The organism is Photobacterium carnosum (assembly GCF_021236965.1).
GTDB classification, from domain to species: Bacteria; Pseudomonadota; Gammaproteobacteria; order Enterobacterales; family Vibrionaceae; genus Photobacterium; species Photobacterium carnosum.
In genome coordinates, this window is record NZ_WMDN01000004.1 from 181,515 (window position 1) to 195,824 (window position 14,310).

General features: G+C 39.2%; 13 protein-coding genes. 6 read left to right on the forward strand and 7 right to left on the reverse strand.

All coding sequences use genetic code 11. The annotated features are described in order from the left end of the window. Positions 1-385: 385 nt before the first annotated feature. From GLP24_RS05965 to GLP24_RS05975, 3 genes are all read left to right on the forward strand, one after another. Complete coding sequence (locus GLP24_RS05965) at positions 386-1,117, forward strand: nucleoside recognition domain-containing protein (RefSeq protein WP_101768643.1); 732 nt, start codon at positions 386-388, stop codon at positions 1,115-1,117. Continuing rightward, the gene (locus GLP24_RS05970) at positions 1,117-1,578 is read left to right on the forward strand and encodes a YjiG family protein (protein WP_101768642.1); all 462 of its coding nucleotides are present in this window, start codon (positions 1,117-1,119) and stop codon (positions 1,576-1,578) included. The genes GLP24_RS05965 and GLP24_RS05970 overlap by 1 nt, the downstream gene beginning before the upstream one ends. 86 nt (positions 1,579-1,664) lie before the next feature. Then, on the forward strand, positions 1,665-2,789 hold the full coding sequence (locus tag GLP24_RS05975) for a M20 family metallopeptidase (RefSeq protein WP_232615680.1): 1,125 nt from the start codon (positions 1,665-1,667) through the stop codon (positions 2,787-2,789). 143 nt (positions 2,790-2,932) lie between these two features. Here GLP24_RS05975 and GLP24_RS05980 read toward each other — a convergent pair whose 3' ends face one another. Both GLP24_RS05980 and yejK read right to left on the reverse strand, forming a co-directional pair. Next, complete coding sequence (locus tag GLP24_RS05980) at positions 2,933-3,301, reverse strand: nitrous oxide-stimulated promoter family protein (RefSeq protein WP_101768690.1); 369 nt, start codon at positions 3,299-3,301, stop codon at positions 2,933-2,935. Between the two features lie 295 nt (positions 3,302-3,596). Further along, positions 3,597-4,610, reverse strand: a complete 1,014-nt coding sequence (gene yejK / locus GLP24_RS05985; protein ID WP_152653079.1) for a nucleoid-associated protein YejK — start codon at positions 4,608-4,610, stop codon at positions 3,597-3,599. A gap of 76 nt (positions 4,611-4,686) precedes the next feature. Between yejK and GLP24_RS05990 the strand changes: the two genes are divergently transcribed. Both GLP24_RS05990 and GLP24_RS05995 read left to right on the forward strand, forming a co-directional pair. Then, positions 4,687-4,905, forward strand: a complete 219-nt coding sequence (locus GLP24_RS05990; RefSeq protein WP_101768639.1) for a YejL family protein — start codon at positions 4,687-4,689, stop codon at positions 4,903-4,905. Positions 4,906-4,959: 54 nt separating this feature from the next. Beyond that, complete coding sequence (locus tag GLP24_RS05995; RefSeq protein WP_101768638.1) at positions 4,960-6,828, forward strand: DUF3413 domain-containing protein; 1,869 nt, start codon at positions 4,960-4,962, stop codon at positions 6,826-6,828. Positions 6,829-6,891: 63 nt separating this feature from the next. Here the strand turns inward: GLP24_RS05995 and GLP24_RS06000 are convergent, their stop codons facing one another. Beyond that, on the reverse strand, positions 6,892-7,164 hold the full coding sequence (locus GLP24_RS06000) for a hypothetical protein (protein WP_101768637.1): 273 nt from the start codon (positions 7,162-7,164) through the stop codon (positions 6,892-6,894). Between the two features lie 286 nt (positions 7,165-7,450). Here GLP24_RS06000 and GLP24_RS06005 point away from each other — a divergent pair, with 286 nt between their 5' ends. After that, positions 7,451-9,073: a GGDEF domain-containing protein gene (locus tag GLP24_RS06005; RefSeq protein ID WP_232615681.1), complete on the forward strand. Its 1,623-nt coding sequence runs from the start codon at positions 7,451-7,453 to the stop codon at positions 9,071-9,073. Between the two features lie 66 nt (positions 9,074-9,139). Here GLP24_RS06005 and GLP24_RS06010 read toward each other — a convergent pair whose 3' ends face one another. From GLP24_RS06010 to GLP24_RS06025, 4 genes are all read right to left on the reverse strand, one after another. Next, on the reverse strand, positions 9,140-11,092 hold the full coding sequence (locus GLP24_RS06010) for a DNA topoisomerase III (protein WP_232615682.1): 1,953 nt from the start codon (positions 11,090-11,092) through the stop codon (positions 9,140-9,142). Positions 11,093-11,326: 234 nt separating this feature from the next. After that, a complete protein-coding gene (gene mnmH / locus GLP24_RS06015; RefSeq protein WP_232615683.1) occupies positions 11,327-12,415 on the reverse strand; it encodes a tRNA 2-selenouridine(34) synthase MnmH in 1,089 nt (362 codons plus the stop codon). Then, the gene (gene selD, locus GLP24_RS06020) at positions 12,415-13,449 is read right to left on the reverse strand and encodes a selenide, water dikinase SelD (protein WP_101768633.1); all 1,035 of its coding nucleotides are present in this window, start codon (positions 13,447-13,449) and stop codon (positions 12,415-12,417) included. Before selD ends, mnmH begins: the two co-directional genes overlap by 1 nt. A gap of 247 nt (positions 13,450-13,696) precedes the next feature. Continuing rightward, the gene (locus GLP24_RS06025) at positions 13,697-14,245 is read right to left on the reverse strand and encodes an NAD(P)H nitroreductase (protein WP_101768632.1); all 549 of its coding nucleotides are present in this window, start codon (positions 14,243-14,245) and stop codon (positions 13,697-13,699) included. Between the last annotated feature and the right edge of the window lie 65 nt (positions 14,246-14,310).

Below are 14,310 nucleotides of genomic sequence, written 5' to 3' on the forward strand. Positions count from 1 at the left end.
GAAGTGCGTTTTTTTATTAAAACAAAGATAAAAAAACGCATTTTCCAATCTAGAACTAATAACACAACCAATTGATACCTAAAAGGTATTTATTAAAAATACGTATATATCCCCCATTCCTACTTGTCACGACATCCCCTTTATTGACTCAACTATCAGCGCCTTTATAGAGCCAGTTCACAAATATAAGATCCACATTTCATCAAACTTACTATTCAATCCAACACCTTGACCCTTATCAATATTTCAAACTCATTTTTAATGAAAATACCGCTATTACCAAATTAACCACTAAATACAACATTTGAAAACGTAGCCATCAAAATAATTATCGGTGTTTATTTGGTAAACCATTTTTTATTTTACGTTTTATAAGGATATATCGATGAATAATAATGCAATAGAAGGTCGTAAAGTTACCATTGGCAGCTACCTTGCCCTCATTTTTGCCGTCATTTTCTTTTCAGGCGCACTGCAATCAAATCAATGGTATGGCGTATTTGACTTCACAACCTTAAACGGCTCATTCGGTAATGTAGTTTATTCAGTTAACGATACAGCAGAAGGTGTAGAAGCCGCATCAACCTCATTCCGAGGCAAAGGCGGTAACGGTGCCCGTGATGGCTTTATTTTTGCGCTAACGTTAATTCCAACAGTAATGTTTGCTCTTGGTATGATCAATGTGCTTGAACATTACGGTGCACTCGATGCTGCGCGTAAGTTATTAACCCCACTACTACGTCCATTAATGGGTATTCCTGGAAATTCAGGTTTAGCATTAATTGCCTCATTACAAAGTACCGATGCGGGTGCGGCGATGACCCGTCAGTTAAATGATGAGGGCCATCTAACCAAAAGAGAAACCGACATATTCACCATGTTCCAGTTCTCAGCAGGCGCAGCTATTGTTAACTTTTTCTCATCAGGTGCGGTGTTATTTACCTTAACCACAACATCAGGTGAACCCGCTGTTACCTCTTCTATCGGTCTTGCAGTTGCGATTATGTTTATCTTTAAATTCGTCGGCGCAAATATTTTCCGGGTGTATTTAAACATCACCGAAGGCAAAGACAACAAAGACACTAAACCAACGACTGTTGCTCAGGAAAACGCATAATGACTATTACAAAAAAACCAATGATTACTGATATTTTTATTGAAGGCGCTAAAAAAGGTTGGGTAATTGCTACTACCTCAACAGTACCTAACGTATTAATGGCGTTCGTGATCATCAAAGCATTACAAATCACCGGTGCATTGGAACTGATGGGGACATTATTCTCACCTATTATGGCTATTTTTGGTCTTCCAGGTGAAGCCGCGGCAGTATTAATTGGCGCATGGATGTCAATGGGCGGTGCGGTAGGTGTGGTTATTACCTTATTTGACCAAGGTATTTTAAATGGTGAACATATTGCCATTCTTGCTCCTGCGATTTATCTAATGGGCTCACAGGTGCAATACATAGGCCGTATTATGGGTCCAATTCGTACTGAAGGTCGTTACATTCCAATCATGATTGCTATTTCAGTTCTGAATGCCTTTGCCGCTATGTTTGTGATGAACGTATTAGTGTAATGACTTAACGCACTGGAGCTGTCTTCGTTCCAGTGTGGTCCTCTCTTTGATTACCGATAAGCCACCAATGGCTTGGAGCCTTTACTATGTCTTTTTCTCTCAATAATTATCTTGAAGAACTACGCCCTCTTATTAATCTTGATTGCGGTACATTAACGGTTGATGGTATCGATGTTATTGCAACCACCATGGCACAAAAATACCTTGATTTAGGTTGGAATGTTAAACGTATTGATTGTGGTATTGCAGGTACCGGTCTTGAAGTGCGTAACAAGCCACTAGCAGATCATATTGATGTGATGCTCATTGGCCATATGGATACAGTATTCCCAATTGGCACTGCTGCTGCTCGCCCGATGACTCACGATAATGAGCGCGCTTATGGTCCTGGCGTATCTGACATGAAATCAGGCTTATTAAGTGTGGTTTATGCTTTGCGTGATCTTGATCCTACCGCGCTCGATGCTTTATCCATTTGTGTATGTATGAACCCAGATGAAGAAATCGGTTCGCTGCATTCAGAAACATGGCTAAAAAGCGTGGCCGTTAACGCTAAACATGTTTTAGTCGCAGAAGCTGCGCGTGCTGATGGCTCATTAGTTAAAGCACGTAAAGGCATGGCACGTTACCGTTTAAGTTTCCACGGTAAAGCGGCTCACGCAGGTAATGAACCTCAAAATGGTCGCAGTGCGATCACAGAAATGGCACATTGGATTTTAGCGATTAATGCTATGACTGATTTTGACTCTGGCACCACATTAAATGCAGGGGTTGTCAGTGGCGGTGCTGGCGCTAACATTGTGCCTGATTTTGCAGAAGTGGTGGTTGATGTTCGTTTCTGGGATAACGATGAATATGCGGCGGTTGATGCTCAAATTCGCACACTAACAGAAACACCGTTTATTGATGGCGTAACAATTACGGTTGAGCGAGAAGCACATAAGCCGTCAATGGTGCCAAGCCCACAAACTGAAGTGTTAATGGCGCAAGTTGAAGCAGTCGGTAAAGAATTAGGGATTGATATTACGTGGCAAGCGGTCGGTGGCGGTTCTGATGCCAACCTAACTGCAGTATTAGGTATTCCAACTCTAGATGGTTTCGGTCCAATTGGCGCGGGTTTCCACAGTGCTGATGAATGGCTAGATTTAGCGTCGATTGAACCTCGTATTCGTTTGTTACAACAAGTACTAGTGAAAATATCGCAACAATAATTGATAAAAAAACATTAAAAAAGGCTGCATTTCTGCAGCCTTTTCTCCTTTTAAGTAATACATAATGGCATTACCAAAGGAGGGACAATCTATTTTCAGTTGTTAGATCAAATCACTATTGGTTGAACGCAATAAATAGTGATTTAACTCGTTTTTGCGATAATATTGGCTTTCGCGGCTGACATTTGGACACTACGTAAATTGTCTAACTTAAAGTGTATAGCCCGAAATGGATGACGCCAAAAATAACGCGGATACGTCCAGCGTAAAATATGGATCATCTGAAGACGCTTCGCAGATTGATAGCAATGCCCAATACAATGCATACAACTTGGTTTCTGTTCACCAAGACGACAACCTGTTACTCTCTCTTCAACATACTCGATAAGACTTTCACATTCAGAGCACATTACGGCTCCACGGTGCAACGTTTTACAATATAAGCGAATCATCGCTTTCACTGTATTCAGTTCACGCTGCGAACGAACTGAATGATTGTTAATAACTATCATAGTTGTGCCATTATCCATCCATCCCCTGCAGTGCCAATGATAAAAATCAAATTTATGCAAAAATCAGAACCTAATGGGCAAAAATCATAACCACAATCGATCTAGTGGTGATTTATCACACTTTAATACATTGTTCGAATAAATTGCGAACAATGTACAAATATAAAAAGATACTCTCGATGTTCAATATCGGCGCTTTAAATAGCAAAAAACCACTGTGATATATGCAAATATTAGTGAGTGCATACTTCACAATGGCTTTATTTGTTACTAACAAGCGGCATAACAACCGTTATTAATTATCGCTATTTAAACGACGTAATAACTGATCTTTTAAATTAGGCGGCGTGCCTTTGATGGTTAATGTATCGGTTTCGGCATCATAGAAAATACGCTCACCTAATAACATACTGTCAAAGTTAAGTGTCATACCACCACCTGAACCCACAAATTTGGTCAATTTACGCATTGCAGTACGATCGGCAGGAAAACTTTCTTCTAACTCATAGCCTTGCTTAGAGGCAAAATCATAGAAGTTAGTGCCGTTATCAGAAGCAGGTAATTCACTCGATAATTCTTTGACGGTAACTTCATCACCAGCTTGCAGCTGACCATTACAATAATCATAAACTTGCTTACGATATTGTTGCTTTTCTTCTTTATCTAAGCGCGAATCTGCACAAAAATCTTCTACGGCTTGCATCAATACTTGATTTTGAACTTTTACATCTAAGCCAATTTCTGCTTGCATGAAATCAAGAAAGAAATCAGCAATTTTGCGGCCGACACGTCCTTTAATAAAAGTTAAGTAACGCGTTGATTCAGGATTAGTTTCCCATGATGACAAATCAATACGAGCAACGATATCCATTTTATTAATATCAAGATAATCAGTCGCACTGATGCCTAATTGATCAGTTACTTTCATGCTATGGCTCGTCGGTAACATGCCAATAAACAAATAATCAGTTGCCAATGACTGATATTCAGCCATGACTAACGTACCCGCTTCAGCAAATGGATATTTAACTAATTCAGCCTGTAAACGTTGTACTGCTTGATTAGAAAATGTTAGGAAATCTAACTCACCTTGACGAAATTGTTTCAACCAATGGGCAAACTCACTATCTGCTGCAAAATGAGCAAAGCCTTTTGTGCCTTTACTGCTATAAATTCGATGTAATTCAGCAACAAGATCTTCAGTCGCAGAATCATTATCAAGCGTTTGATTTCTAAGATGAATTTCTAGCTCATCTTGGCCGTTTTTTACTAATTGATGTAGAATGACGTTCGAAAGTGTAAGACTCATAATGGAAAAGGTTTTCAGGAAAACTGAACTCTAGGTTATCATAAGTCGTTATCCTAAACATTAAACAAGATTTCCTATGCCAATTACTTCAAAATATAGCACTAAAAAAGTTGAACAAATCATTGATGACGTGTTCGATGTTCTAGACAAACATAAAACATCACCAGAATTAGCCTTAATGGTTGTGGGTGATATTGCTACTAATATTATCAATGCTAATGTACCTGTTGCACAACGTGCTGTTCTTGCACAAAAATTTGCAAAAGCACTACAGGCCTCAATTAAAAAAGATTAAGTTTAACGTTGTATAGTTAAACATGGCATTGAAGACTGAGAAGAATTGACATTTATGGTCGCCAGCACATACAAAGACAAAGTTTCCCTGCTAATTAGTTGGGGACACTGGTTTAGCTTTTTTAATATCATCGCGGCCATGTTATTGGGTACGCGTTATATTATTTATTCAGAATGGCCGACAACAACGATCGGGCAACTGTATCTAGGATTAAGCTGGATCGGACATTTCGGTTTCCTTGTCTTTGGTATTTACATACTGATCCTTTTTCCTGCCAGTTTTCTGATCCCCTCACAACGCTTAATGCGAGTGTTTGCGGTATTAGTTTCAACGGTAGGATTGACGACACTGTTACTCGATACTTATGCCTATCAAAGCGTCGACTTACATTTAAGTCCGCTCGTGTGGGATTTGTTATTAAGCGGTGAAAAAACAGAGTTAAATACACGCTGGCAATATCTATTTATCGTCGTTCCAGTCATATTCCTGATCGAGATGATATTCTCAGAATGGATCTGGCGTAAACTTAGAAAGCTAACCCGTAAAAACGTCGGTGGTCCCATTGCCATCATGTTCGGTCTATGCTTTCTAAGTAGCCACATTATTTATATCTGGGCGGATGCTAACCTTTACCGTCCCGTTACGATGCAACGCTCAAATTTCCCATTGTCATACCCAATGACCGCAAAAACGTTCATGGAAAAACATGGCTTATTAGATCGCCAAGAATATGTTAAACGCCAAGCACAACAAGGCATTAATAACAGTGAAATGATGCGTTACCCCATCGATAAAATTAATTTTATCGATAAAGGTACCAAGCAAAATTTACTGATTATTATGGTCGATAGTTTACGCAGTGATATGGTCAATACCACCACAATGCCAAACCTTACGGCTTTTGCTAATAACAATATTAATTTTACTGATAACTACAGTACCAGTAATAATAATAGTGGTGTCTTTGGCTTACTGTATGGCTTACCAAGTGGCTATGCCAATAGTATTCGAGCGGAAGGTAAATCCCCTTTATTACTTGATACTTTACAAGATCGAGACTATCACTTTGGCTTATTCAGTGGTGAAGGGTTTGAACAACCTATTTATCGTGATGCTATATTCTCAAAAACTCAGCTCGCAACCATTGATAATCTTGATAATGGCAAACGTACCCCAAGTGATCGTTTAGCGTATAATGATTGGCACCATTGGATAGAAAAACAAAAAGTCGATGATCCATGGTTTAGCCTACTTGAATTAACCTCAGTTGATCAATATGAAGAAAGTAGTGATTATCAAACTAAATTTACGCCATCTTTAGGCAGTAATTTACTCCATGATAAAAAAATAAACTCTAATGTATTACTTAAAAATAGCTACCGTAATGCGGCTTATCATATTGACACCATTTTAGGTAAAGTGTTTGCACAGTTAAAAGCACAAGGCATGATGGATAATACTATCGTGGTTGTGACGTCAAATCATGGCACTGAATTTAATGAAACGGGTAATAATAGTTGGGGCTCTGACAGTAATTACAGCAAGTACCAAATAAAAGTACCGATGATCATTCACTGGCCACAACACTCGGCTCAAGTTGTGACCCATCCAACCAGTAACCTTGATTTAGTACCTACATTGATGGAATCACTGTTTAATGTGGCGTCTAACCCATCAAATTACAGTTCAGGTATTAGTCTGTTTGATAATAATAGTGATCGTCGTTGGATCTTAGCGGGTAATAGTAATGATATTGTGGTGATTCAAAAAGGGACTACCACCGTTGTCGATAAATACGGTAATTACCGCGTTTATAACGATAAGTATCAATTAATGGCTCAAGATAAACCAAAACTGTCGACACTGATGCAAGTTATGCATGAATTAAAACGTTTTTATGTACCAAATGATCTTAATAATTAACGTCAGATAATACTGAAAAAAGCAGCTTTCGAGCTGCTTTTTTTATAATTATCCTTTTTTCACCTACAGATAATCTACCTGATTATCCGCATAGCAATGTTCAAATCCATCTTGCCAGCCATTACGGTATTTTAATACTGTTGCCATTCGTTCAGGATCACGTCGAAAGCCATCAAGATATGTATTCCCTGCGACTGAACGGCTATAACAACCATCCTGATATCCATCAAGATAAGCACGCTCAAAACCAAGCTCTGCTAATTGCTGATGACGACTATTACTGCAACCATTTAATAAACTAAAACTTATCAGGCTCATCAGTAACAGATTCTTCATCTTATAATCCTTTTGTTCTCACTATAATAACGCCAATTAAAAATAATAATTTTCATAATTAGCGCTTTTTCTACCTTTTTCTACAATAGGTTAAGAATAGATAATCAAGTTGAGTTTACGGTGTAAGATTAATAAGAATAATCACTAGTAAAGATGGATTAGATCTCACTTTTTAGTGTAAAACAGAATATATCACTAACTTGTGGCATATATCCTGCTAATTTCACAGATAATAGTTAACAATAACACCATCACTCACTAACTGATTCATGGAATAAGAGTATTAATGAACGAACAGATTGCAGTTTTCTATCAAACAGTTACTAAACAATGCAGTAATGCCCATAGCCTTAGAACTATTTGTGAATTAGTCTGTCGTAATCTTATTCAAAGCTTCTCTGTTAATCACCTGCAACTTATTATTAAATACAATAATGAATGGAAATTATTATTAGAACTAAACAGTAAGGGAATCCAATATTATTTCCCGCCAGCAATAATACCAACAACAAATGAACATTATTATAAAACTGTTCATTATTATAATAATAAAACCGAAGCTTCTATTGATATATTACCTAATTATCGTTATATATTAATTCCATTAAAACATCATTCAGCCATTATTGGTCACTTAACCATTGCCGTCCCATTAGAATCAAACCTTCAACCTAAACACCTGACGATACTAGCAGCATTACTCTCTGCTGAAATCACTACAGAATTAATCAAAAAATCCACAAAAAATCACAATATTGGACGTATCAACGCCGAAAAAGCATTACTTTCTAGTAAGGAACAACAAAAATCATTACTGAGCTATCTTCAAAATATGCATGATATTTCATTCCAATTATGGCGCAACAATATAATGGAAGATATGCTATTTATTGCCGTCGAGGAAGGTAAAAAACGGCTGAATATCGATAGAATGGCTATTTTTCTATTTGATGAACAAAAACAACTGCATGGTACTTTTGGCACCGATATTAATGGTAAGACTGTTGATGAATTTTATTTCAAATCCGCAATCCCTGATCAATGGTATGCCGCTAATACATTAAACGATAAAGAATATATTGCATTTCAAGAAAACACCCCGTTGTATCATGACCTAAAACAAATAGGTTTTGGTTGGAGTGCTTATATTGCTTTATGGGATGAAGATACACCTATTGGATGGATTGCTTGCGACAATTTAATTACAGGCCAGCCCTTACGTAATTATCATCATCAGTTACTTAAACAATATGGTTTTATTATTTCGCAACATATTTTACGGCTACGGGCAGCCGATAAACTCATCAAGCTCAATCATAATTTGGAACAGCGAGTACAAAGTCGAACTAAAGCACTCAATCAAGCTAATGAACAACTCCAAAAATTATCACGGATTGATGCACTCACTAATATCGCTAATCGGCGTGTCTTTGATGAGACAGTAATGACAGAATGGTGTCGAGCTAATCGGCTTGGATTACCACTATCATTACTCATATTAGATATTGATAATTTCAAAACCTATAACGATAAACTCGGTCATGCCGCAGGCGATCAATGTTTAAAAACTATCGCATCAGCACTCTCTAAAGTAGAACGTCGAGCAGGGACATTATTTGCCCGTTATGGCGGTGAGGAATTTGTGCTGTTATTACCAGGACAAGATCAACCAGCCGCAATTAATAACGCCCAACGTTTACTTAATGCAATGCATAATCTCGCATTACCTTTTCCTAGTGAATCTAAAAAAGATAAAGCGATTATGACGGTTAGTATTGGAGTAAGCACCATTATTCCATATCAAACAATAACTTACGATGAATTTTTTAAAGACGTCGATAATGCTCTTTATCAAGCGAAAGCTGAGGGTAAAGATTGTTTTCGCGTGCTGCTACCTGAACTAATATAACGCAATGAATATTCACACAAGCAACAGCAACATTGAACCAAATAAAATCTAATTAATAATATTTAATCAGCTCTTACGCTTTGGTGTGGCTTTTGTTTTAGCCGCCGTGCCTTTTTTTGCATAGCTACGTTTCTTCGTTCGTGGTGTAAACTCAGGCGATGTTAGTGATCGTAAACTTGGTGGCACATCACTAACTTTCACCTGCTCCATTAAGGCTGTTACTTGTTGTTCTAATGCCGCCATAAACGGTTGATACGCACATTTTCTATCGGCCATATCATGCAGTTGATGCTCCCAATGCGCGGTCATATCAGGATAGGTCGATGTATCGGGTAAGGCGTAAATCAAGCCTTTCCCCGCCTCAGAAGCATGAATGGCTTTACCTTGGCGTTGTAATAACTGGCGCTTAAACAACATTTCTAAAATACCCGCTCGCGTTGCCTCAGTGCCTAAGCCATCGGTATCACGTAGTATTTTCTTCAATGACGCATCGGATACAAACCGCGCAATACCCGTCATTGCTTGTAATAACGTTGCCTCAGTAAATGCTTTTGGTGGCTCGGTCATTTTATCTTTAATCTCACCATCACGGCAGACCAATACGGTGCCTTTATCAAGTGGTGGTACTTTATCGGCTAAGTCACTGTCTTCTTTTTTATCATCACGGCCTAATAATGCTCGCCAACCTGGTGACATTAATTGACGCCCCTTAGCTATAAATAGCCCCTGAGCGATAGTGAACACCAACTTAGCATCAGCATATTCTGCAGCTGGATAAAATTGCATTAAGTACTGGCGAGCAATTAACTGGTATATTTTCGCTTCATAACCGGTTAATACTGACGATGATTTAGGGGTTGGAATAATCGCATGGTGAGCATCTACTTTTTTATCATTCCATGCTTTTGATTTTAATGTCGTATTCGCATTATCTACCGCAGAAGCTAACTGGTTATCTGTCGTCGCAATAGCACGACAAACATCATTAACTTGTTTGAAATGATCCGATGGTAAGTGACGACTATCTGAACGGGGGTAAGTGATCACTTTATGTTTTTCATACAGTGACTGACAGGTCGATAGTACATCAGCAGCACTCATACCAAATCGTTTCGCAGCATCAATTTGTAACGCTGATAACGAATATGGTAGCGGTGGCGCTGTTTTAGTTCGTTTACGTTCAGATTCCGTTACTTCTGCGGGTTGACCTTTAATCCGTGCGATTACATTTTCACACAGTTTACGGTTAAGGATCCGCCCTTCTGAATCTTGATGAGGCTCACACGATTTGCTGGGTTGCCACTTGGCATAAATCGTTTGCTCACCGTAAGCAATTAACGCCAAGACTTCATAAAATGGTTTGGCGACAAAATTAGCAATATCATCATCACGTCGAACAACCAGTCCTAAAATAGGGGTTTGCACTCGCCCAACCGATAACACACCTCGATAACCACCCTTCTGTCCAAGTAAAGTATAAGCACGAGTCATATTCATGCCATATAACCAATCGGCACGCGAACGTGCAAGGGCTGATACAGATAACGGAATAAAATCACGGTTACTGCGCATTGTTGCTAAAGCTTTTTTAACCGCTGCTGGGTTTAAATCTGAAATAAGCAGTCGTTGTGCCGCTGCTTTTTTAGTTTTGGATATTTTGACGTAATCAATCACTTCATCCACCAGCAATTGTCCTTCACGATCGGGATCGCCAGCATGTACTACAGACGTCGCTGTTTTTGCCAGTTTTTTAATAACCGCTAATTGTTGTTTAGCCGCTTGGCGGGGAATGAGTTGCCATTGCTCGGGCACAATCGGTAAGTCTTCCAAGTGCCACTTTTTATAGCGCTCGTCATAAGCATCAGGTTCAACTTGTTCTAATAAATGCCCAATACACCATGTGACAATATCGCCATTACCTACTTCAATATAGCCAGTATTATTTTTATGTGGACGAGGTAATACAGCGGCAATTGCTCGGCCTAAGCTTGGTTTTTCAGCTATATATAAGCAGCTCATGGGGATCTTTATCTGAAAGGATTAATGCTATGACTGTACCGAAAATGAATGCTAACGGCAAGATAACACTGGATATTAAACCAGTACTTATTTCAGCGGCAATGCTTTTGTGCAACTGATCTTGAAAGATCATCAATGGTTAATGTAATGATCGCTAACAAAAAAAGCCAAACGCATCATATTATATTAATAGATGTGTTTGGCTTTTTATCAAATCGGTTTATAGCAAATAAACTAGCGAGCAGCTAACCAATCTTGTACTTGGTGGTAATCACCTCTAAATACGATACGATCAGCTTTTTTGCTTAATTGGTAAGTATACATAGGATCATAATACTCTTCTAACAAGGGTGCTAACCAAGTATCATGCTCAGTTAATGACCCGTTAGATTGCATCATTTTCACTGCATGTTGTTGTGATTTAAGCATCACTTCATAACGTTCAAGGCCTAAACGCTTACGAATATTAAACATGCCTTTTTCTAAATACTCAGCAAATAAAATCCAACCTTGTTCCTCACCGTAATGAGCCACATAATCACGTTGCATTTTAATGACATAATCATCTAATAAACGCGCTAAACGCACATCGACAGGATCTTCAATAACGGCAATATCAGCGTCTTGCATCGCGCGATTGATCGATAAAGGAACAGTGGCACAACCAATGTTTTTACCTTCGTCTTCAAACACAAAATGTTCAATACCACGGTCTAATTTCTTAACCATTTGTACGGCAAGATCATTCTCAAATGCAATCTGAGTTCGCTGTGGTGTAACATAACGACCAAACGATGAACCACGGTGATGTGCCGCGCCTTCAAGATCAAGGCCATTAGCCAATACATTAACCATAATAGTCTTACCGCTACCCGTATTACCGGCAACAATTGACATTGGTTTAGCAGCAACATCTTCAATCGTATCAAGTAAATAACGACGTAATGCTTTATAGCCACCAGTAATAAACGGATAATCAATACCCGCTTCTTTTAGCCATTGCTGAGTAATTTGAGAGCGTAAACCACCACGGAAACAATAAAGGTAACCGTTTGGATTGGCTTCACAAAATGCTTTCCATTGCGCTACACGTTCTGCTTTAACATCACCATTAACTAACTTATGACCAAGCGCTATTGCCGCATCTTGACCTTTGTTTTTGTAACACGTACCAACAGCTGCACGTTCGTCATCCGTCATTAACGGACGACTATGAGCGGTTGGAAATGCACCTTGAGTAAATTCAACAGGTGCTCGCATATCCATTAATGGTGTGTCGTTCAAAAACAGATGACGGAAATCTTCGCAATTGGGACGCGACATTAGCAAACCTCAATAAAGATATCGCTATCCATAGGTACAAGTTCACCAATAGCTTCCAGCAAGATGTTATGTTTTTTAGCAATCGCTTTTACTTCAGCTTCGCTACTTGGATCAACGGCTAACAGTAAGCCACCTGATGTTTGAGGATCACATAATAGTGCTTTTTGTTGATCCGTCATTTGACCCACTTTATGGCCGTAGCTCATAAAGTTACGCTCAGTACCACCAGGAACACAACCTTGAGCGATATAATCATATACACCCGGTAATGTTGGAATTTTATCAAACCAAAGTTTTGCTTTTAGGTTGCTGCCTTCACAAATCTCAGTTAAGTGACCCATTAGACCAAAACCGGTTACATCTGTTAGTGCTTTTACGCCTTCAACATCAGCAAAGTCTGCGCCAGGTTTATTTAGCTTACACATCCAATCGCGTGCCAAACCTTTATGCTCATCAGCCAACTTAGATTGTTTTTCAGCTGTTGTTAATACGCCGATACCTAATGGTTTAGTTAAGAATAGATGACAACCTGCTTCTGCACTGTCATTACGCTTAACACGATCAGTACTAACTAATCCTGTTACAGCAAGACCGAAAATTGGCTCAGGAGCATCAATAGAGTGACCACCAGCAAGAGAAATACCTGCTTCGCGACACACTGAACGGCCACCATCAATCACTTTTTGAGCAATTTCAGGCGATAATACGTTTATTGGCCAGCCTAAAATAGCGATCGCCATGATAGGTTTACCGCCCATCGCGTAAATATCACTGATTGCGTTAGTGGCAGCAATGCGACCAAAATCAAATGGGTCATCCACGATTGGCATAAAGAAATCAGTAGTACTGATCACTGCTTGACCATTACCGATATCATAAACAGCAGCGTCATCTTTACTTTCATTACCGACCAATAAATTAGGATCAGCAAAAGGAGCTAATTGAGAACGCAGAATAGTATCAAGTACTTGGGGAGAAATTTTACAACCACATCCGGCACCGTGGCTGTATTGTGTTAGGCGAACATTTTCCATGACACGCTCCAAAATATAGAAAGAATTAGCGATTCTACTCTAGCCCTCGACAACTGTCATCTTTCCACCCCAAAAGCCGCTATTTTCTATTAAAACAAAGTACCATTAACCGCAATAACCATTAATTAGTGACAAAAAAGGCGATGCCATTCACGGTATTCCACCATAAAACAGCTCTCGCCTTCCATTTTTAATGCCTAAGTCACATCAATTACAGCTTAAATGTGAGTTAGCGTTATATCCGTTATTATAAATACTCAACGTATTGAGCAAGATCGCGCTCATGAACTTTTGCTTCACGGCAACCAATTGAACCTAGATATAAAAAGCCGACAATCATGTCTTCGCCAGTCAGCCCTAATGCTTCACGAACAACGGAATGATATGCCCAAGAGCCTGTACGCCAAAAACCAGAATACCCTTGTGCGACCGCTGCCATCTGCATCGCTTGTGCGGCACAACCCGCAGACAAGTGTTGTTCGATCACTGGTACTTTATGACCAGAGGTCACTTTACTGACAACAGTGATCACCATTGGCGCTCGAAAAGGGGCTTTTGATGCTTTTTCAATCACAAAATCATCAAGATGATCCGCTTTCGCCGCCGCAACAAGAATATTTGCCAGCTTGGTTAACCCTTCACCTTGAGAAACAATAAAACGCCACGGTGTTAAGCCACCATGATCAGGAGCACGTAATCCAGCACGAAAGATATTCTCAAGAACGTCTCCTGCTGGTGCTGGCTCAACTAATTTTGGTAATGAGCGACGATTAAGCAGAAGTGATAGCGCGTCCATAACAACCTCAAAATGAAAATAATTATTGTTTCTCATATAATAAGGCAGTTAAAGCGCAGAACACA